The following is a 21,611-nucleotide window of genomic DNA, read 5'->3' as shown; positions in this document are numbered from 1 at the left end:
AGCCTTTGACTGATATTCGTTTGAGAAGTTCAAATCGATATCAGGCTCCTTATCACCCTTGAATCCAAGGAAGGTTTCGAATGGAATATCAAACCCATCCTTAGCAAGAGGCTTGCCACATTTAGGACAGATTTTATCCGGCATATCTACACCTGATAGTCCCTGGTTAACTATTTCCTGTACCTCTGGGCCATCAAAATCAACATAGAAGCAATTAGGACATCTATAATGTGGAGGAAGCGGGTTAACCTCTGTGATACCAGCCATTGTCGCTGCAAAGGAAGAACCTACGGAACCACGGGAACCTACCAGATAACCATCTTCGTTTGATTTCCAAACAAGCTTCTGGGCAATGATGTACATAACGGAGTATCCATTACCAATGATTGAATTAAGCTCTCGCTCTAATCTTGCTGATACTATTTCAGGAAGCTCAGGTCCATATACCTCATGGGCTCTTGTCTCACATATACGTCTTAAATCCTCTTCCGAATGTTCAATTACAGGAGGACATTTATCAGGACGAACCGGGTGGATGCGCTCACACATATCTGCAATCCTGTTAGTGTTTTCTACAACAACCTCATGTGCCTTTGCAAGACCAAGATATGCAAATTCCTCTAGCATCTCATCTGTTGTATGTAAATAAAGAGGTGCCTGCTGATCAGCATCATCAAAGCCTTTATTAGCCATAATGATTCGTCTATAAACTTCATCCTCAGGATCGAGAAAATGCACATCACAGGTGGCTACTACAGGTTTATTTAATTCCTCTCCCAAAGCAACAATCTGCTTATTGATTTCCTGTAAATCCTTAACGGAATTAATATTTTCGTATTTGCTCTTTTCAGAGCGAATCATAAATTCGTTGTTGCCTACAGGCTGAATTTCGAGATAATCGTAGAAATTAGCTATTCGCATAATCTCTGATTCATCTCTACCATCAACAATAGCATCATAAAGCTCACCAGCCTCGCAGGCAGAGCCTATAATAAGACCTTCTCTACATTCTTCAAGCAAGCTCTTAGGAACCCTAGGATGTCTGCTGAAATAATAAAGATGAGATTCAGAAACCAATCTATAAAGATTAATACGGCCCAAATCATTCTTAGCAAGGACGATACAGTGATTGCTTCGCATCTTTTTAATCTGTTCTGCCCCAGGCTTACTGTGAGCATTTAACTCTGTAAGTGTAAAAATATTTTCAGCCTCAAGCTTGACAATAAATTTTTCAAATATCTTAGATGTAACTTCGGCATCATCTACAGCTCTATGGTGATGCTCGTTTACAAGATTCTCTGCTTTACATACAGCATCTAGGTTAAACCTTGCCATATTTGGATGCAAATATCTTGCCATCTCAACTGTATCCACATGGGTAAAATCGTACTCTAATCCAAGTAGCTTACAGTTATGTCTAATAAAGCTAGTATCAAAGCCTGCATTATGAGCAACAAGTACAGTCCCCTTGCAAAATTCCATAAACCTAGGCAAAATTACATCAATTGTAGGAGCGTCCTCTACCATTTCATCCTTAATTGATGTAAGCTCTGTTATTTTGTATGGAATAGGAACCTCGGGATTAACAAACTCTGAAAATCTATCTACTACCTGTCCGTCAACAATCTTTACCGCACCGATTTCTATAATCTTACAGGTACGAGGGTTAAAGCCTGTTGTTTCAATATCAAATACGACAAACTCTCCTCTAAGAGACTGTCCTCTATCGTTAGTGACAATCTGTTTGGTATCATCTACAAGATAAATCTCACAACCATAAATTACCTTAAAATCTCCTAAGCCCTTCATGTGATCTGCATCACAGAAAGCCTGAACAACACCATGGTCTGTAATCGCAAGAGCCTTATGCCCCCACGCCATAGCACGATTGATAATTGTGGTAATCTCTGATACGCCATCAAAATCTGACATCTTAGTATGGCAGTGAAGCTCCACACGTTTTTCTACAGCTGTGTCTTGTCTTACTACTCTAAAATCACGTATCTTTTGAATAGAATTAATACGTCCTACAGTAAGCTCCTTGGAATATATATCCTCATCAAGCTTACCGGCAATCTTATAAAAGCCGCCTACACTAAGAGCGCTTTCAAGCAATCGACCCTGGTCAGCATCACTAAAGAAGAATTTAACAGAGATAGAATCTGTAAAATCTGTAATGGCACCAGTACCAAAATATCCGCCCTTTTTAGTTTCTCTAAATTCTAAAGCTGTAAGCTGTCCTCTAATTACAATAGGACCTAGCTGCTCTCCATTAATATCCTCAAGAGGAGTGGCATTCTCAAGTATCTCATTACCATAGATAACATCCGGGTCATCTGATTTAGTAAGAGGCTTGATAATCTTTTTCTCTGGCTCCTCTGGTGCATCTTTTTCATCAGCAGATTCTTTAGCCTTTTTCTCCTCTTCCTTTTCCTCTATAGCATTTGTTCTAGAATTGATTGCTGCAATCTTGTTTTCCATTTCCTTGATTGCATTTTCAAGATACTTACTCTTAACAGGCTCTTTGTAATCAAAATCAATTACAATATCCTGATGACAACGTCTACAAATAATAGAATGAAGCACGTCAAAAAGCTCGTGCTCCTTTTCTCTACCAATAACTGTATCTTCTATTGTAACCTTTAGATGTCCCTCGTCTGTAACATCTACATCGGCTTTTTTATATATGTTAAAAAGAAGAGCACTTCTATCCTCTAGCTCCTCTAAAATACTATCATTATATGAACTTATAAGATTAGATGGTGTATACTGACTAGACAAATCAAAATCTTCTAAAATTCTGATTGTCACACCATTATTAGGGAAAAACTGTTTCTTAATGGACTTTTCCAAGTGCCAGATACGACGCTTAGGAATCAGAGTATTAAAGGTAACATAAATCCTTATATCATCTTTATTACGACCTGTACTAACCTTAGTAACTGTAGCATCACTAAGGGCTGCCTCAAGGTCGTTCTCTGCATCCATATTAGGAAACACATCATAAAAACTCATTTGATCCATAACATATCTCCAGGGGGGTTAGTCCGGGGGTTACGCTATCAAACTAATTATTACCTCGTCGCGAGATTGGCTCCTTCAGTAATAATTAGTTTGACAGCTACCCCCTCACTAAAAAGCTTGTAGTTTTTAGAAAAAACTACAGAGCATAAAAAATAATTATTTACGATTGTGGGCGAGGCCAGGCGATAAGTTCTTGGCGGAGGGCGCCTAGAAGTTCGGACTCGGGCATTTTGCGGATGACTTCACCGTGTTTGATGAGGAGGCCTTCGCCGATGCCGCCGGCTACGCCGAGGTCGGCTTCTTTGGCTTCACCTGGGCCATTTACTACGCAACCCATGACAGCTACTTTAATGTCCAAATCTGAAAATTCTTCTACGAGATTTTCTACCTTATTGGCAAGGCCAATTAAATCTATTTGGGTACGGCCGCAGGTAGGACAGGATACTACCTCTATTCCACCTTTTCTAAGGCCAAGTGTACGAAGGATAAGCTTAGCGGATTTAATTTCTTCGATAGGGTCGCCTGTAAGAGATACACGAATGGTATCGCCAATGCCCTGGGATAAAATCATAGAAAGACCACATGCACTCTTGATGTTGCCAGCCTTAAGAGTGCCGGCTTCTGTAATGCCTACATGAAGAGGATGGGTAGTCTTATCTGCAATAAGCTCATGAGCCTTAACGCACATCATAACATCAGAGGATTTGATACTGATTACAAGATTGTCATAGCCTAATCTTTCGATAATTGCTACCTTATCAAGAGCTGATTCAACAAGACCTTCTGCTGTAACGCCACCGTACTTTTCTACAAGATTCTTCTCTAAAGAGCCTGAGTTAACACCAACTCTAATTGGAATATTCTTAGCCTTTGCTGCATCAACAACAGCCTTAATTCTTTCTTCGCTTCCAATGTTACCTGGATTAATTCTGATTTTGTCAGCACCATTTTCAATAGCTGCAATAGCAAGTCTATAGTCAAAATGAATATCTGCAACAAGAGGGATGTTGATTTGTTCTTTTATCTTTGCAATAGCCTTAGCAGCATCTATATCTGGAACAGCGCATCTGATAATATCGCAGCCTGCTTTTTCAAGCTCTTTAATCTGAGCAACAGTTGCATCAACATCCTGTGTCTTTGTATTTGTCATAGATTGGATAAGGATAGGATTGTCCCCACCAATCACTCTATTTCCAATTTTAACCTCTGTAGTTTTCATAATAAAACCTCTACATTAATTTTAAAATATCATTGTACATTACCACTACCATAAGAACCATAAGTAAACCAAAGCCAACCAGATTAATTCCGTTTTCTATTTCTGGTCTCATCTTTTTACCTCTGATTCCTTCGATGATGAAAAGTAAGATTCTTCCTCCATCCAGTGCTGGGAAAGGAAGTAGGTTCATAACACCAAGATTTGCAGTAAGCAGTATTGCAATGGAAGTAAGATTTATAAATACATAAAATATTCCGCTTGTAACTGATTCATCATATACATTTGATATAGTAGATACTACACCTACAGGGCCAGAAACCTCATTCATGGATACTTGACCTGTAAATAGTAGCTTCAAGCTGGATAATGTTATATATATCTGATATTTAATCTCGTACACAGAATACTCAAGGACCTTAAGGGGCGATACCTTTTGATAATCATTTGTTTTGGTAACACCTAGCATCTTTTTTCCAGCTTCTTTTGAATATACCGGTGTAATAGTTGTAGTGTGCTTTTGTCCTTCTCTTAAATATACTACTGTGTAGTCATCCTCATCAGCATTCAAAAATGTATAAATGCTAACTTCATTATAAAAATGAACATTATAGCCATCAATGCTAATAATCTTATCTCCAGCCTTCATACCTGCCTCAGCTGCTGGCATATTTTCCATTACATCTGTAATAGTAGTATCATTAACACCAATGCAAGCAATATAAACAACTGAAAGTATGTATGCAAGGATAAAATTAAAGAAAGGTCCTGCGAAAACAATCTGAAATCTTTCCCATAAGGATTTCTTGCTAAAGGCTCTATCGCTATCGCTTTCCTCATCCTCACCTTCCATAACACAAGAACCGCCAAAAGGCAAAAGCTTCAGACAATATTTTGTCTCCCCCTTGCCCCAGGAAAGAATTGTAGGTCCAAGGCCTAATGTAAATTCATTAACCTTAACATTACACTTTTTTGCAAATAAAAAATGCCCTAACTCATGAAAAATAATAATAAAGCTAAATATAAGTATGGCAAGAATTATTTTCATAAACTACCACCTGCTCTCAATATAATCGTAAGTCATCTGTTCTGTTTCTAATACCTGTTCAATAGAAGGATTGTCAATAAAATCTACATTCATCATTGCATCAGATACAATTTCAGGAATCTCTAAAAACTTAATCTTATTATTCAAAAACTTGGCAACTGCCCTCTCATTTGCAGCATTGAATACTGTAGGAACATTTCCACCTGCATCCATAGCGTCATAAGCAAGTGAAAGTCCGTAAAATGTTTCCATATCAGGCTTTTCAAATGTAAGTGTTCCCACCTTAAACAAATCCAAAGGCTCAGCATACAAAGTCTTTCTGTTAGGATAAAACAGTGCGTAAAGTATAGGTAGTCTCATATCAGGTGTACCCATCTGGCCGATTACTGCCCCATCCATAAACTCTACTGCTGAATGCAATATACTCTGTGGATGAACAACCACCTCCACCTGATTAAGATTGACGCCAAATAGCCACTTAGCCTCCATAACCTCTAGGCCTTTATTAATCATGGTAGCTGAATCAATAGTAATCTTAGCTCCCATAGACCAGTTAGGATGCTTTAAGGCATCTTCTAATCTAACATTTTCAAGCTCTTCTAAAGTGCGACCTCTGAAAGGTCCACCTGATGCTGTAAGTAAAATCTTAGAAATCTTATTGTGTCTTTCACCATTAAGTGACTGAAAAATTGCACTATGTTCACTATCTACAGGAAGAATTGATACTCCCTTTTCCTTTGCAAGTGGCATAATAATATGCCCAGCTGTAACAAGAGTTTCCTTGTTAGCAAGGGCTATAGTTTTGCCTGCATTTATAGCAGCGATTGTAGGCTTTACACCAATCATTCCTACAACAGCAGTAACCACTGTATCTGCTTTATCATAAATGGCTACATCTATAAGACCATCCATGCCATAGACAATCTTTATCTCAATATCTGAAAGTCTTGTCTTTAAATCTGCCGCCAATTCTTCAGTACCAATAGAAACAAGACTAGGACGATATTTTCTAATCTGCTTTTCAAATAAATCAATATTTTTTCCACATGACATTGCAACAACCTGTAAGTCATCTGGATTCTGAGAAACTATATCAAGGGTCTGTGTTCCTATAGACCCGGTCGAACCTAAAATAGCTAACTTCTGTGACATAACGTCCACCTCTAATTAATTAAATATAGAAATAGTATGCTAAGAAAAAGATGATAGGCGCTGTAATAATCATACTATCAAATCTGTCTAACACACCACCGTGACCAGGAATAAGCTTTCCATAGTCCTTTATATCAAAATTACGTTTGATAGCTGAGGCAGCTAAATCTCCAATCATGGAAATAAGAGCTCCTATACCAGAGATAATAACAAGTGGCAAAATAACAATGTTATCAATCTTAAATGCTGCCGATATGGCAACGCAATAAATAGCAGTTAATAACATGGTTCCTGCCACGCCACCAATTGCCCCCTCCACTGATTTCTTAGGAGAAAGAAGTGGTGACATTTTGTGTTTGCCAAATAGTACACCGACGCAATATGCGCAAGTATCGCAGCCCCAAGAGCAAAGGAATATAAGCCAAACAATATATTGTCCGCCTTCAAGCATACGTGTCTGGTATAAAAACGAAAGCATAACCCCTACATAGAAAACACCAAAAAACGCAGCCATAACTTGATGTGTATGATATTTAGGATATCCAAATACAAATACTGCCAAAAGAATTATTAAAAATGCCAAGAAAATCACCATAACATCCTGGCAAAATTTAAATCTTAAATCCATATAATATGTAATACATGATAAATAACCAAGTATTCCTGGAAGGCTCTTTTCAATCTTAAAAATCCTGTAGATTTCAAACATGCCAATAAGTGATAATATAAGCATTGCTGCCAGCAGAACATCCCCACCAGTACATATAAATATAAGTGCTAATGCCACAAGAATAATTCCACTTGTCAATCTAGTAATAAACATAAATTTTCCTTCCTATATACCGCCAAAACGACGATTTCTTTTATCGTATTCTTCTACAGCCTTCTTAAGCTCATCAGGAGTAAACTCAGGCCAAGGTACAGGTGTAAAATAAAACTCTGCATAAGCTAACTGCCATAATAGATAATTAGACAGTCTTTGCTCTCCAGATGTTCTAATCATAAAATCAGGGTCCGGAATATCCCTTGTATCAAGATATGAAGAAAACAGCTTTTCATCAATATCACTAGCCTCTAGCTTGCCATCCTTAACATCAGTAGAAATTTGTCTGATTGCCCTGGTCATTTCATCTCTACTACCGTAATTTATAGCAATAGTAAGTGTCAAACCTGTGAACTGAGATGAATATTCAGTAAGTTCAGCAATACTATTTTTAAGCTTATCATCAAGCTTTGATAAATCACCGATAAATCTAACTCTAAGATTATCCTTCTTGGCTGTTTTCATACATGTCTTGATATATTCTCCAAGAAGCTTCATCAAAGCCTTAACCTCATCAGCAGGTCTAGACCAGTTTTCTGTAGAGAAAGCGTACATAGTAACGTATTTAACCCCTAAATCATGGGCAGCTCTACATATTGTTTCAACATTCTTTGCACCTACTGTGTGACCATAAGTACGTGGCATGCCCTTAGACTTTGCCCAACGGCCATTGCCATCCAAAATAATAGCTATATGCTCTGGTACGTTCATAGCACCTCCAAAATCTAAATAAATAATTGAAAAGGGCACAATAAATGTGCCCCTTAATAGACTACTAAAAATTAAACAGTCATAATCTCTTTTGTCTTAGCCTCAACAGCCTTATCTACCTCAGCGATGAACTTATCTGTCATCTTTTGGCACTTATCCTCAAGATCCTTGATTTCATCCTCTGAAACACCTTCATCTTTAGAATGTTTCTTTAATGCGTCAATAGCATCTCTACGGATATTTCTGATTGCAACCTTAGCATCTTCACCATGCTTCTTAACATCCTTAGCAATCTCTTTACGACGCTCTTCTGTAAGCTCAGGAAAAACAAGACGGATAAGCTTACCATCGTTAGTAGGATTGATACCAATATCTGACATATTGATTGCTTTTTCAATTTCCTTCACAAGTGAAGGCTCCCAAGGCTGAATCTGAATAAGTCTTGGTTCTGGAACTGAAATATTAGCAACCTGCTGAAGTGGAGTTGGTGCTCCATAATAATCAACAGTAATCTTGTCTAAGATATGTGGATTAGCTCTACCAGCGCGGATTGTTGTAAATTCGCTTTCAAGATTATTGTAGCTTTTTGTCATCTTCTCTTCATAAGTTGAAAGTATATTATCCATTAATCCTCCTTAAACAGTAACAACTGTTCCATTAAATTTTCCTGTGATAGCCTTAACAATTGAATCCTCTTCATTAAGAGAGAATACATACATAGGCATCTTTTGCTCCATTGCAATGATTGAAGCTGTCATATCAACAACCTGAAGCTTCTGATCAATAACATCCTGGATGCTGATTTCATCATAACGCTTAGCATCTGGATTCTTTGCTGGGTCACTATCATAAACGCCATCAATTGACTTAGCCAGTAAAATAACATCTGCTTCAATTTCAACTGCACGAAGTACTGTAGCAGTATCTGTTGAGAAGTAAGGATGTCCTGTACCACCTGCAAAGAATACAACCATATTTCTATCGAAATACTTGTTAGCTCTATCCTTTGAATAAAGCTTTGAAACATTGCCACACTCAAAAGGAGTAAGAACAGATGTCTTCATGCCTTCTGTTCTGAAAATTTCAGAAACATAAACACAATTCATAACTGTAGCAAGCATTCCAATCTGGTCAGCCTTAGTTCTGTCGATTTTCTCTGATGAACGACCTCTCCAGAAGTTTCCACCACCAATAACAACGCCAACCTGTACGCCATCATCTACAAGCTTCTTAACCTGCTTAGCTACCATTACACATGTAGCTTCGTCAAATCCAAACCCCTTGTTACCTGATAATGCTTCTCCGCTAAGCTTTAATAATACTCTTTTCATTTGCCAAATTTCCTCTGTAATAATTAAATATTGAATACGCTGTTAACATCAACGTCAGCATAGCTCTGTGAGCAGAAACCTTCGATAACAGCACCATTGTTAATCTGTACTGAACGAGATTTAATATTACCCATAACTACAGCAGATGTATCAACAACAACAGGTCCGTTAACATCAATATCACCCTTAACAGCACCAGCGATAACAGCAGATGTAGCTGTGATATTACCAATGATTACAGAACCAACACCAACCTTAGCTGTGCCTGATGTAACAACCTCTCCTTCAATCTTAGCAGCATCTGCAAAGAATTCAGAAGACTGTGAATTACCATTTACCTTACCTGTAATAACTAACTTACCATTACATGTAACATCACCAATGATTTCTCCCTGAACTTCAATTGAACCGATTGATTCAACATTACCTGTAATCTTCATACCTGCAGTAATAACTGCATTCTCATCTGAAGCCTGAGTCTTATTCTCAGCAACATTTCCCATAACATCCATTGTTCTTGGTGCCTCCATTTTAGTTTCTTTTTTTGTGTCGAAGAATGATTTTTTCTCCTCTTGTGGCTCAACTGATGCAACAGCCTCTGGCTTAGCAGCAACAGGTGTCTCAACCTTTTTGGTTACCTGTTCTAGAAGTCCATCAAGCTTGTTAAGCTCAGATTCAACATCAATATCCCCATCAAGAGTATTAACCATAACCTCTTCGTTTGGTGTCTCTTCTGCGCATGTCATTTCATCTAAAGCATCATTGAAATCCTCTTTGAAATCCTTAAAAAAGCCCATTACAAATCCTCCACTTTTATTTATTGTACAACATTAACATGCTGTATAATTGTTGTTTCATCTGTTATTGGTAAAATCATAGCTCCTTCTTCTTGTAGAGCTTCAATTAAACCAGGTAAAGCTTCGACTGTTGCATTCTTATTAGACGCATCATGCAACAATACTACAGACGTCTTGTATTTTACCACATCCTTCATCACATTATCAATAAGCTGTTCAGATGTAAATGCTTGGGATGTCGCATCACCTGATGCTACGTTCCAATCAAAATAAACAGCATTTTGCTCATTAAGATAATTTATGAATGTGGACATACTTGTGCTGGTAACTCTATTACTACTTCCACCAGGGAATCTATAGTATTTTGTATCAACACCGGTAGTATCAAGAATCAAATCATGAATCTTGGTGTAATCAGCCGCAAATGCATCCCCTGAAGAATAAATATCACCAAAATTATGACTATATGAATGCATACCTATAGTATGACCATCATCTACTATTCGTTTGTAATCATCGCCGTATAGCTCTAAATCCTTACCACAGACAAAGAATGTAGCCTTTACATTATAATCATCTAAGATATTAAGAATATTTTCTGTATTAGAACTAGGGCCGTCATCAAATGTTAGATATACCTTAGGTATATCACCTTCTTCAGCAATATTATCAATGTCGTCTACCTTATAAACATCATCTAATATGCTGTCATCAACCATTTCGCTAGAATCTTCCACATCAGTAGCCACATACACCTGTTTGGAAAGCTCTCTTAACTCTCTCTTTAAAGATATAACCTGGTAGCATAAAATGCTCATGACTGTGATTGTAAGAAGCATAAACGCAAGAACTGTAGTGACAATAAATTTCTTCATGCGTGCAACGCGTTTCCGCTTAGCGCGTTGTCTTTCTAGCTCCTCATTTATATTATCCAAAGCACTTCCTCCCCTTATAAAATTTCATTTATCATTTTAGCACAACGCAAATACAATATAAAGGTAAAAAAATAAAGAGTCCACAAAATGTGGACTCTTTATGAAAATACTTATTGGCAAATCATCAGATAAAGCTATTAAGCGTTCATCTGAGCTGCAACCTCTGCTGCGAAGTCTTCATTCTTCTTCTCAAGACCTTCACCAGTCTCAAAACGAACAAAATTCTTAACTGTAAGCTCAGAACCTGTCTCCTTAGATACCTGCTCTAAGTACTTAGCAACAGTCTGCTTTCCGTCCTCTGCCTTAACGTATACCTGATCAAGTAAGCAGATTTCCTTAAGCTCCTTAGATACACGACCTTCAATCATGCCATTGATAACCTTCTCAGGCTTCTGTGACTCCTTAGGATCGTTCATAATCTGAGCAAGAAGGATTTCCTTCTCGTGAGCGATATACTCTGCTGAAACCTCATCACGAGATACATACTTAGGATTAAGAGCTGCAATCTGCATAGCAATGTTTGTAGCTGCTTCCTTAGCTGCATCGCTCTCAGCGCCAGCCATGTTAACGATAACGCCGATACGTCCGCCACCATGTGTGTATGATACTACGAAACCATCAGCTGTAACCTTCTCAAAACGACGAAGAGAAAGCTTCTCGCCGATTGTAGCAACCATCTCTACATGAACATCGTTAACTGTCTTTGATGAATCCTCTGCCCATGGCTGAGCTAATAACTCATCAATTGTCTTAACATCAGACTTAAGAATCTGGTTAGCAACCTTCTCTACATAAGTCTGGAACTTTTCGTTCTTAGCAACGAAATCAGTCTCTGAGTTAACCTCAAGAACAACTGCTGTATTGCCTTCAACTACAACCTTGCAGATACCCTCTGCTGCGATACGAGATGCCTTCTTTTCAGCCTTAGCTGCACCATTCTTACGAAGGAGCTCGAAAGCTGCATCCATATCACCATCGCACTCAGCGAGTGCCTTCTTACAATCCATCATACCTGCGCCAGACTGCTCGCGAAGGTCCTTTACCATTGCTGCTGTAATAGCTGCCATATTCTTATGCCTCCTCTACTGCTTCTGCTGATTCCTCAGCTACCTCATTCATTTCGCCCTGCTTTGCCTCGATAACAGCATCTGCCATCTTTGCAACGATAAGCTTAACTGCACGGATAGCATCATCGTTACCTGGGATTACATAATCAAGCTCATCAGGATCACAGTTAGTATCGCAAACACCTACAAGTGGAATACCAAGTGCGTGTGCTTCCTGGATACAGATGTGCTCCTTCTTAGGATCGATAACGAAGATTGCATCAGGGATTCTGTTCATATCCTTGATACCGCCGAGAACCTTAGTAAGCTTCTCCTGCTCCTTCTTAAGACCTGTAACTTCCTTCTTAGGAAGAAGATCGAATGTTCCGTCTGCTTCCATCTTCTCGATTTCCTTAAGACGTGCAATTCTTGTCTGAACTGTCTTAAAGTTTGTAAGCATACCACCGAGCCATCTCTCGTTTACATAGAACATACCGCAACGCTCTGCCTCTGATGCGATAGCGTCCTGAGCCTGCTTCTTTGTACCAACAAAAAGGATAGTACCACCCTGCTGTGCGATATCGAAAATAACATCGTAAGCATCGTCTACCATACCTACAGACTTCTGAAGGTCGATAATGTGGATACCATTACGCTCTGTGTAGATGTAAGGAGCCATCTTAGGGTTCCATCTACGTGTCTGATGTCCAAAATGAACACCTGCCTCAAGTAACTGCTTCATTGAAATAACACTCATTTTAATACCTCCTGGTTTGTTCTTCCGCATGATTCCTCCTGACAAAAACCCTGCCTACGATAGGTTGGGAACCAATGTCAGTCCTCACGCGTGTATTTTCAACAGCCTCTATAATTTACCATAGATTTCAAGCTGTTGCAAGCTTTAGATTTTTGTTTTCACTGCAATGAGCAAGATTTTAGTCCTGTTTAGGTGGCGTAGTGGTTCTAGAATCCTTATTTACAAGCAGAGCCACTAAATCATCGTATGAACTATTATCTTGCACATAAAAAGTGCCGGCCTGAATCAGATGATCCACTTTTAGCTTATTAAGATATTTATTAAAATCATCAACAGAATCAATTAAACCTGCTTTTTTTAGATTCTTAGAAACCATTTCAGATGATTCCCCGCCTTTTACTGTAAAGGGCACATATGTAACCTCTTTGGTTACTTCATCTGTGGATTGTTCTTCTATAGAAATGCTTTCCTCTACGGAAATATTATTATCTATTTCAGTAGAATCTTTTGATGACTCGTTAGTAGCTTCATCAACCGTTTTTTCTATAATGTTTTCATTAGATTCAGTAAGAGATTCATCTTTAGATTCTAAGGATGAATCCTTAGGAATATCCTCTCCTATATTTTCTTCAAGACCTTCATCAGTCATAACCATTCCAAGCTCTGTAGCTCTTTTTATTATTTCAGCATCTGAAATTGTCTCCTTTGCCAGACTATCCTTGCCAAAATACAAGCATATTGTTAAAAGTAGCGTAGAAAAAATAATGCCTATTCCAATTCCTCTAAGATAATATTTCAGTCTCATTATCTCCCCTCCTGATAAAGACCAAGTACAAATTTAACTTCTCCCAAGCCTCTTCCAAGCTTTTTGGCGATTTCCACCTCGGATAATCCCTCATCATGAAGAGTAAGAATTTCCATGTTACCATTTTGTTTTACATTTGGACTTTCATCTGCAAACTTTTCTGCTAACGCCTCTGTAAAGGAAGCTGGCTTTTCCATGCTTTCAGTAAGTGAAACAAATGGCTTATCTGCCTCTTCTCTTGCCTTATCAAGCTCTTTTTTCTTTTCTTCGATTTCTATTTCTCTATCTCTAAGTAAATCAAGCTTTTTAGCAATAGACGCATCAAGGGCTACTAAAGTATCCTCTAGCTCTGAAAGTTTTTTTGTCATATCTAAGGTATCCTGTTGCTTTTCATTAAGCATGGAATACATAAATGTAACTTCTTTGTGAGACTTGTCTACAGATTCAAGTACAGTATCTGAATACTCAGATATCTCCATGATTTTGTCTGTAGTTTCTTTATCCGTCTTTCTATCAATTTCCTCCATAGCCTCATCTATTGTAGCAGATAGCTTGTCCTCAAGCTCTACATTAGCATCAGCCATTTTATCCTTGATTATTTCCTGAATCTGGTCCTTTGTAAGCTTTTGAAGATTTTCCCTGTCCTTTGATGATAACTTTTCAGACACAAAAAAACTCCCAATGCAAAAGGCTAACCCAATGATTAGGAGTACAATTTCTAGTACAGTCATTTTAGTCCCCCTTTTAAACTCTCATGTCAAATGAAGGCTTTGGCTTTTCTGTTACTGTGCCGTCCCCTTCTAAATTCTGTCCTTCTTTTACTTTAGGAGGTTTGCGTTTTTTGTTACCTTCGTAACCCTTGCCATTACCTTCCCTATCGTAGCTATCCTCCGTACGTTTGGAGCTTTTGGTGTCATTCACTTGATGTGAAAGCTGTTCCTGTTGCTTTTCAACGGTATCGGTTAAAGCTGCCTGTTGAAGTAATGGCTTTTGGTCTTCATTAGCTTTAGTGTGACTAATTTCGTTGGTGTTTTGAATCATTCCATTGAAATTAATTGGACTAATTGACATAACATTCCCTCCCTATTTGGAATACCATACAATTAAAGAACCATTATTTGTTTGTTAGAATTCCCATATATTCACCAAGTATTCCTCGCATCTTCTGAAGCGCCTTGGTGTGGAGCTGTGATACTCTGGATTCTGAAACCTCCAAAGCTGCACTAATCTCCTTTAAGGTTAATTCTTCATAATAATAAAGAAGAATAACCTGTTTTTCCTTTTCTGTTAACTTATCTAAAGCCTCCTTTAGCTTTTCTGAAAGCTCCTGCTTTGACATGTTATCCTCTGGCTGAATAAAATGTGAATTATGTTCAGCCTCCATAACAGGCTCGTTGCCAGACTCCACAAACTCATTTAATGATACTACATTAGTAACATTAAGCTGAGATTGCCATTTTAAAAATTCATCAGAAGAAATATTAAGCTCTGCAGCTATTTCCTCATCTGATGCACTATGCCCTGTTCTAGCCTCGATTGTTTTTATAGCGTCATCAATCATCCTTTGGCGCTGTCTGATGGTTCTAGGAATCCAATCCATTTTACGGATCTGGTCTAAAATAGAACCTCTAATGCGAAGACTTGCATAGGTTTCAAATTTGACATCCTTTGCCAAATCAAACTTGTCAATCGCATCAATAAGGCCAAAGATGCCATAGCTGCATAAATCCTCGTACTCTACTGTATTACCTAAATACATGCAAAGACGACCTGCAACAATTTTCACAAGTGGCGCATATTCAAGTATTAATTGCTCTCTAAGCTCCTGGGATGGATTAACCTTATACTTATCCCAGAGCTTTTCTCTGTCACCTGCTTTCATTTATGCCCCCTTCAATACGAGTAATCTTATTATTTTAACCTTCCTCAGATTCACTCGGATTTTCTTCTGTGGTTGCAACATCCTCCTGTGGCATTTCCTCACCAGGTTCATCAGGCATAATTGCATCCATCTGTTCATCAATTGAAACAGTTGGTTCTAATGTTCTAAAGGAATAATCCAAAATCATTTTTATGATAGTTCCCATCGTAAGAAACACAAGAACCACCACAAGTAATCGGCTGACAAAAACAGAAAAATCTACATGCTCTACTATAGAAATTACACATGATATTAAAGCGGCAGCAAGTGTAATAATTATAGGTATAGGCTTAGTTTTCATTACATCCTCCAACTACTAATATATATTTTAAATAATCTTTAGCTCTTTGCCAACTGCTTTTATATAGTATTGACCAGTTTCGCTGTATATTTCTACAGTTCTACCATAATTTAATCCACAATCCTCAGCTACAAGCTTTACTCCCAGTTGCTTTAGCTTTGCTCTAGAAGCCTCTGCATTCCTTTCTCCAACATTGATTCCGGCTGCATTAGCTCCAGGCATTTCAAACATCTTAGCCCCTCCAGCAATCTTTGCAACAAGTCTTGCTTTATTTGCCCCGGCTTTAAGCATGTCATCATAAAGCTTTTGAATGCCAGTATCTGCAAATTTAGCAATATTGGAATTGTTCCTTATAGATGTACTGTCAGGAAGCATTATATGTGCAAGCCCTGTAATTTTTGTAGATGGATCATAAATAGCAATTCCGATACACGACCCCAGACCAATAGTAGTCAGGTTATCTGGAGCTTTGCATATCTTCAGGTCGGCCATATCGACTTTAATCATCTGCCCCATATTACCACTCCTTATATTGGTACACCAAGTGCCGTTAATATTTTTGCATAAGAGTCTTCCTCTGGCATTAGAATAAAATGCCCCTTTATTCCTAAGTCATCAGAAAAATCTGTGTTAATCATAAGTGCATTGTCACCAAAAATACCAAACTGTACAGCAGGAACGGATAAAATGGCAGCTGCCATATCTACTGCAACAAATGGTACCGATGGAACAATTGTAAGATTTGTAAGTCCAGACAGTGCGGACAAGTAAGAGCCTGCAATAATATTACCTACTTCTTTAATTGCAGATAAATCCATTTCATCAAATGGCTCGTTGTATGAATCATCGCGCATCATAAGCTTATTTACAATATGATGGGCGCTGGCCATATCCATCAAAAACATCATTGAGCCATCAATGTCCTCTTCAACTCCAAGTAATATACCAACAATTATTTCTTCTTCTGAACCAATTGCTGAACCTAATTTCTCAACAGGTAAAAATGCTACCTCTGGAACGCTCATATCAATTCTAAGGCCAAGCATATTGGCGATGGCAGTTGTTGCGTTGCCAGCGCCAATATTACCTATTTCCTTGAGGACATCAAAATATTTCTCATTAACTTCATCAAGTGTGAGCATAAAAACCTCCCATTAAGAAGCATCATTTTCTCCAATAATTGAGCTGATTTCAAAGATAGAAATTAACTCGTCCCCATTTTTTCCTACACCGTTAATAAATGAGTTTTTGCTCTTAAGTGTAGATGATGGTGCTTCGATATCATCCTCTGATAATGAAAGAACCTCTTTAACCTCATCAACAATAACACCCATTAATCCACCGCTATCAAGCTTAAGGATTATAATACGAGATGCATCTGTAAATTCATCATCATCAAGATCCATTCTGCGCCTTAGGCTCATTACAGGAACTACCTCACCACGAAGATTAATAACACCCCTGTAATATGATGGAGCCTTTGGAACTCTTGTGATTTTACTCATACGAACAATGTTATCAATATAGGAAATGTCGATACCATAATGTTCGTCACCAATCTTTACTACAATGTATTGCTTTTTCTCTTTCTCAACTACATCATACATAGCCAAATCTGACATGGTCTCACCTCCTATTAAATAACAGCATTGACATCAAGAATCATAGCGATTTCGCCATCACCAAGGATTGTAGCACCGCTAATGAGCTTGTTATTGTCAAGCTTACCAAGTGACTTAATAACGATTTCGAGCTGTCCAATAAGATTATCTACGATAATACCGCCTAATGTATCACCCTTCTTACAAATAACAACTGTCATTGTATCTTCTTCGCTTTCCTTTGGCTCGAAATCAAGAATCTTATCAAGGTGAATAAGAGGAATAACCTGTCCTCTAAGATGGATAACCTCTTTAGATTCAACATACTTGATATCAGATACTGGAATATTTTCAATGTTCATAATTGAAGCTAAGGCAATTGCATATTTTTCATCTCTAATCTCAACCATGAGAGCCTGAATAATAGCAAGTGTAAGTGGAAGTCGTACTGTAAAGGTAGAACCTTCGCCCATAACAGACTTAACTGATACGTCACCACCAAGTGCCTCAATATTACTTTTAACTACATCAAGACCAACGCCTCGACCAGAGATATCTGTAATCTGCTTAGCCATTGAGAAGGATGGCATAAACAGGAAGTCGATTATTTCTTTCTGTGTAAGATTTTCTGCCTCTTCAGGTGTAACAAGGCCTCTCTCCACAGCCTTATCACGAACCTTGTCTGTATTAATACCGGCACCGTCATCACCAACTTCGATGATAACGTTATTGCCTTCCTGGAAAGCGTTAAGGAAAATAGTACCCTTTTCAGGCTTTCCTGCAGCTTTTCTGTCTTCAGGAGATTCGATACCATGGTCAGCAGAGTTTCTAAGCAAATGCTGAAGTGGGTCACCAAGCTGATCTACAACAGTTCTATCAAGCTCTGTATCTTCACCAGTCATAACAAGTTCCATTGGCTTGTTAAGCTTACGGTCAAGGTCACGAATCATTCGAGGGAACTTTGCAACTACTGATTCAATAGGAACCATTCGAACCTTCATAACTGATTCGTGAAGATTTGTGGTAATACGCTCAAGGTATTCAATATTCTCATGTAAGGTCTGTCCATCAATCTCACCAGAGCTATTGGACTGTGATGCCAATGAGTTCTTTGCAATAATAAGCTCGGAAACCTGATTCATTAATGCATCAAGCTTTTCAATATCAACACGGATTGTACGTGATGTAACAGGCTTATTAGCAGGCTGATTCTTTCCGCCAGCGGATTTTGCAGTAGATGCTGCTGGCTTTGCTGCTGGCGCAGGGGCTGGAGCTGCAGGAGCTGCTGCCTCTGGTGCAGGGGCTGGCTCTGGAGCTGCTTCCTCCTCTTTCTTCTCGTACATTTCAGGAGTAACCTTGTCTGCCTCAACTGATTCTATCTCTGAAACAGCCTTAACTGCTTCAAGTATAGGATCTAGCTCTGATTCAGTTGAAAGAATAAATGAAAAATCAAATTCGAACTTCTCATCTTCAATATCAGATGAGCTTGGATCAAAGGCCATAATCTGACCAAAGTCCTCTACAGCTTTAAATACAAGGAAAGCTCTGGCTGCCTTAAGCAAGCATTCCTTGTTAATATGAATTGTAAAACCATATAGCTGCTTCTCACCCTTAAGCTTTTCCACAAGATCCGGCTCAAGCTTCATCTTCTTGTAAAGAGGACCATCTGCTCCATCATCAGCTGCAGCTTCACCTGATCCACCATCAGAGCCAGATGCAGCCTCTGCAGGTGCCGAATCAGCAGGAGCTTCGCCTCCTTCTGCCTGAGCAAGATAATCGTTAAGAAGCTTAATCAATGCTTCGTTTTCTTCCTCACCCTCATTAGAAGTAGCTTTAACTGTATCAAGGTAGCCCTCGATAGCATCAAGACACTTAAACAGAATATCAATAAGGTTAGAATTAACCTTGACGTTATCGTTTCTAACTTCCTGGAAAACGTTTTCCATATCGTGTGTAAGATGCTGCATTCGTTTGAATCCCATAGTACCAGCCATACCCTTTAAAGAGTGAGCTGCACGGAAGATTTCATTTACAACATCCTTATTTTCAGGCTCTTTCTCAAGCTCCATAATGTTGTCGGAAAGGCTCTGAATATGACCGCTTGTCTCGTCGATAAAGATATCCAAATATTGACTTACATCCATCCTACTAACCTCCAAGTTTCTTTACTATTGAATTAGCTACTGATTTAAGTGGCGCTACCTCATCGGATAACCCACCTTGTTCCACCGCTTTAGGCATACCATAAACTACACATGTAGATGCCTCTTGCGAAATAACGTAAGTCTTTTTGTATTGATTTAAATACCTGATTCCTTCTGAACCATCTGCCCCCATACCTGTAAGTACTACACAAATTATTTCATCAAAGCTTGATTTGGCCAAAGACTGATACATAACATCAGCACAAGGCTTCAAGCTATTTACAGGTGGGCTGTCATCAAGCTGACAATAAGCAGCATGACTTGCGTCTTCGCAGATTTTCATGTGCTTACCACCTGGTGTAATATACACTACTCCAGGTTTAAAATACTCTCCATCTTCGGCTTCTTTAACGCTAATGCTGGATATCTGATTTAATCTAGCAGCAAGTGATGCAGTGAAGCCTTCTGGCATGTGTTGTACCAGAACAAGAGGTACTGACAGATTAGCAGGAAGCATAGGCACAAATGTATGAAGCGCCTGTGGACCTCCTGTGGAGCAGGCAAGGGCAATAAACTTTTTGGTTCTAACCCCTGTGCCAGAAGGTGTTGTAGTCTTGCTACCTGAGCTTTGAATTGAGCTTTGGGTAGAAGTAGATACTGTACCAGACATTCTTGATACTACTGATTCCTTGTTGCTTTCAGTATTAGTATGCGCATTACCAATACCCTGCTTTGCCTCAGCAAGTCTGGTTCTTACACCTGCCATCCTTTCAGCTGTCTTTCTGTGGGAATCCTCGATAGACCTAGTGTTATCAGAGGTTCCACCTCTTTGAACGATTGGTTTGAAAGCCCTTGATTTGGTAACGTTGTGGAGAGCTTCAAGTAACTGCTTTCCAAAGATTTCTCTAGTTTCACCACTAGAACGGATAGGCTTAACTACGAAATCAAGTGCACCATATTCCATTGCCTTCATTGTACTGTCAGCATCTTCCTTTAAGGATGAACTAATCAGGACAGCATTAATATCTTGATTTTCCTTGTTAAGCTTTTCAAGAAGTTCAAGTCCTGTCATTTTAGGAAGCACCATGTCAAGTACAACCAAATCGTATGGAGTCTTCTTTATTTTGTTGTAAGCGTCTTCGCCGTCTGCACTGACGTCAATTACACGAAAATCACTATCTGCGTTGATAATATCACAAATAATCCTTCTCATGAGTGCAGAGTCATCAACAACTAAAATCTTATACATTCCCTACCCCTGATCTTTTTTTCTTAAACGTCGGTCCTCATCAAAAATGTACTTAATTATGGTCTCTCTATCTTCCGGTTCTTTAAAAAGGAATTCTATACGATGTTCATATACACCCAAATTTTCTTTGTGCTCTGTCTTTACACGTCTTGCAATAACATTTATTGTCTCGTCCATATCCTTTGATTTTAGTTTAAAGGATACATACATATATCTTTCTGTTAATATATCAGTCTTGGCACTGAATTTTGCTCCACCGCCACTAATGTCCAAAATATTGCCTGTTACTGGCGGGCCGTAGGTGTTTCCATATTTTTCCAAATCATCCTCAACCAAGGCCATATTAGGCAAGATTGCCACATCCTTAGGGATAGGTAAAACCTTTACAGGTATTAGGCACTGGAATCTAAAATAATCTCTTCTTTGAACCTTTTTCAGCTTGCTATCAGGAACAAACACATACACAGGGAAATTTTCTAAGCGTCCTCTTTTTGTTATTTCTCCTGAAAGCTGAAACATACCCTGTTTTGTATTAAAAACTGCATTAAAAGGAACATTCATTGGAATTGTTACTGTATGTCCTTTTCTGGTTGGAATATGAAATATAATCTCCTCTTTTTTGGTAACTCCAAAAACACTGGAGATATAAATACTTCTATCCTCATCTATGTTGCTTTCCACGTCAGAATTTGTGCTGGCAAAAGAAAACTCTATAGGTGTGCCAGGCCTTAGTTCTAATATTTCCATAAG

23 protein-coding genes are annotated in these 21,611 nt (G+C 38.6%); all 23 read right to left on the bottom strand.

What is annotated here, in order from left to right:
- On the bottom strand, positions 1-3,024 hold a 3,024-nt coding region (locus IJ535_RS00425; protein WP_294297220.1), incomplete at its 3' end, for a PolC-type DNA polymerase III.
- Positions 3,025-3,184: 160 nt separating this feature from the next.
- Positions 3,185-4,243: a flavodoxin-dependent (E)-4-hydroxy-3-methylbut-2-enyl-diphosphate synthase gene (ispG, locus tag IJ535_RS00420; protein WP_294297217.1), complete on the bottom strand. Its 1,059-nt coding sequence runs from the start codon at positions 4,241-4,243 to the stop codon at positions 3,185-3,187.
- Positions 4,244-4,253: 10 nt separating this feature from the next.
- Positions 4,254-5,288: an RIP metalloprotease RseP gene (rseP, locus tag IJ535_RS00415; protein WP_294297214.1), complete on the bottom strand. Its 1,035-nt coding sequence runs from the start codon at positions 5,286-5,288 to the stop codon at positions 4,254-4,256.
- A 3-nt stretch (positions 5,289-5,291) separates the two neighbouring features.
- On the bottom strand, positions 5,292-6,440 hold the full coding sequence (locus tag IJ535_RS00410; RefSeq protein ID WP_294297211.1) for a 1-deoxy-D-xylulose-5-phosphate reductoisomerase: 1,149 nt from the start codon (positions 6,438-6,440) through the stop codon (positions 5,292-5,294).
- Positions 6,441-6,459: 19 nt separating this feature from the next.
- Positions 6,460-7,263, bottom strand: coding sequence for a phosphatidate cytidylyltransferase (locus tag IJ535_RS00405; RefSeq protein ID WP_294297208.1), 804 nt, complete (start codon positions 7,261-7,263; stop codon positions 6,460-6,462).
- A gap of 12 nt (positions 7,264-7,275) precedes the next feature.
- A complete protein-coding gene (locus tag IJ535_RS00400; RefSeq protein ID WP_294297205.1) occupies positions 7,276-7,974 on the bottom strand; it encodes an isoprenyl transferase in 699 nt (232 codons plus the stop codon).
- 71 nt (positions 7,975-8,045) lie between these two features.
- Positions 8,046-8,600 (bottom strand): ribosome recycling factor, encoded by a 555-nt coding sequence (gene frr / locus IJ535_RS00395; RefSeq protein ID WP_294295579.1) that lies wholly within the window; start codon positions 8,598-8,600, stop codon positions 8,046-8,048.
- 9 nt (positions 8,601-8,609) lie between these two features.
- On the bottom strand, positions 8,610-9,305 hold the full coding sequence (pyrH, locus tag IJ535_RS00390) for a UMP kinase (RefSeq protein ID WP_294295578.1): 696 nt from the start codon (positions 9,303-9,305) through the stop codon (positions 8,610-8,612).
- 23 nt (positions 9,306-9,328) lie between these two features.
- Positions 9,329-10,102, bottom strand: coding sequence for a polymer-forming cytoskeletal protein (locus tag IJ535_RS00385; protein ID WP_294297202.1), 774 nt, complete (start codon positions 10,100-10,102; stop codon positions 9,329-9,331).
- A gap of 20 nt (positions 10,103-10,122) precedes the next feature.
- Positions 10,123-11,037 carry a polysaccharide deacetylase family protein gene (locus tag IJ535_RS00380; protein WP_294297199.1) on the bottom strand — a complete coding sequence of 305 codons (915 nt, stop codon included), beginning with the start codon at positions 11,035-11,037 and terminating at the stop codon, positions 10,123-10,125.
- A gap of 137 nt (positions 11,038-11,174) precedes the next feature.
- Positions 11,175-12,104, bottom strand: coding sequence for a translation elongation factor Ts (gene tsf, locus IJ535_RS00375; protein ID WP_294297196.1), 930 nt, complete (start codon positions 12,102-12,104; stop codon positions 11,175-11,177).
- Between the two features lie 4 nt (positions 12,105-12,108).
- Positions 12,109-12,840: a 30S ribosomal protein S2 gene (gene rpsB / locus IJ535_RS00370; protein WP_294297193.1), complete on the bottom strand. Its 732-nt coding sequence runs from the start codon at positions 12,838-12,840 to the stop codon at positions 12,109-12,111.
- Between the two features lie 178 nt (positions 12,841-13,018).
- Positions 13,019-13,645 (bottom strand): hypothetical protein, encoded by a 627-nt coding sequence (locus IJ535_RS00365; protein ID WP_294297190.1) that lies wholly within the window; start codon positions 13,643-13,645, stop codon positions 13,019-13,021.
- On the bottom strand, positions 13,645-14,313 hold the full coding sequence (locus tag IJ535_RS00360) for a DUF6115 domain-containing protein (protein WP_294297187.1): 669 nt from the start codon (positions 14,311-14,313) through the stop codon (positions 13,645-13,647). The genes IJ535_RS00365 and IJ535_RS00360 overlap by 1 nt, the downstream gene beginning before the upstream one ends.
- A gap of 76 nt (positions 14,314-14,389) precedes the next feature.
- The gene (locus IJ535_RS00355; RefSeq protein ID WP_294297185.1) at positions 14,390-14,716 is read right to left on the bottom strand and encodes a hypothetical protein; all 327 of its coding nucleotides are present in this window, start codon (positions 14,714-14,716) and stop codon (positions 14,390-14,392) included.
- A 43-nt stretch (positions 14,717-14,759) separates the two neighbouring features.
- Complete coding sequence (locus IJ535_RS00350) at positions 14,760-15,527, bottom strand: FliA/WhiG family RNA polymerase sigma factor (RefSeq protein WP_294297183.1); 768 nt, start codon at positions 15,525-15,527, stop codon at positions 14,760-14,762.
- Between the two features lie 34 nt (positions 15,528-15,561).
- A complete protein-coding gene (locus tag IJ535_RS00345; protein WP_294297180.1) occupies positions 15,562-15,867 on the bottom strand; it encodes a hypothetical protein in 306 nt (101 codons plus the stop codon).
- Between the two features lie 27 nt (positions 15,868-15,894).
- Entirely contained in the window at positions 15,895-16,383 is a 489-nt protein-coding gene (locus IJ535_RS00340) for a chemotaxis protein CheD (protein ID WP_294297176.1), read from the bottom strand.
- Between the two features lie 11 nt (positions 16,384-16,394).
- Entirely contained in the window at positions 16,395-17,009 is a 615-nt protein-coding gene (locus IJ535_RS00335) for a chemotaxis protein CheC (RefSeq protein WP_294297173.1), read from the bottom strand.
- Positions 17,010-17,021: 12 nt separating this feature from the next.
- Complete coding sequence (locus IJ535_RS00330; protein WP_294297170.1) at positions 17,022-17,489, bottom strand: chemotaxis protein CheW; 468 nt, start codon at positions 17,487-17,489, stop codon at positions 17,022-17,024.
- 14 nt (positions 17,490-17,503) lie between these two features.
- Complete coding sequence (locus tag IJ535_RS00325; protein WP_294297167.1) at positions 17,504-19,612, bottom strand: chemotaxis protein CheA; 2,109 nt, start codon at positions 19,610-19,612, stop codon at positions 17,504-17,506.
- 4 nt (positions 19,613-19,616) lie between these two features.
- Complete coding sequence (gene cheB / locus IJ535_RS00320; protein ID WP_294297164.1) at positions 19,617-20,861, bottom strand: chemotaxis-specific protein-glutamate methyltransferase CheB; 1,245 nt, start codon at positions 20,859-20,861, stop codon at positions 19,617-19,619.
- A 3-nt stretch (positions 20,862-20,864) separates the two neighbouring features.
- Positions 20,865-21,608, bottom strand: a complete 744-nt coding sequence (locus IJ535_RS00315; protein ID WP_294295563.1) for a flagellar brake protein — start codon at positions 21,606-21,608, stop codon at positions 20,865-20,867.
- Positions 21,609-21,611: the final 3 nt, after the last annotated feature.

This window comes from Pseudobutyrivibrio sp., assembly GCF_017471675.1.
Lineage (GTDB): Bacteria > Bacillota > Clostridia > Lachnospirales > Lachnospiraceae > Pseudobutyrivibrio.
Note: the sequence above shows the minus strand (reverse complement) of the source record. Positions and strands in the feature narration are given on the sequence as shown.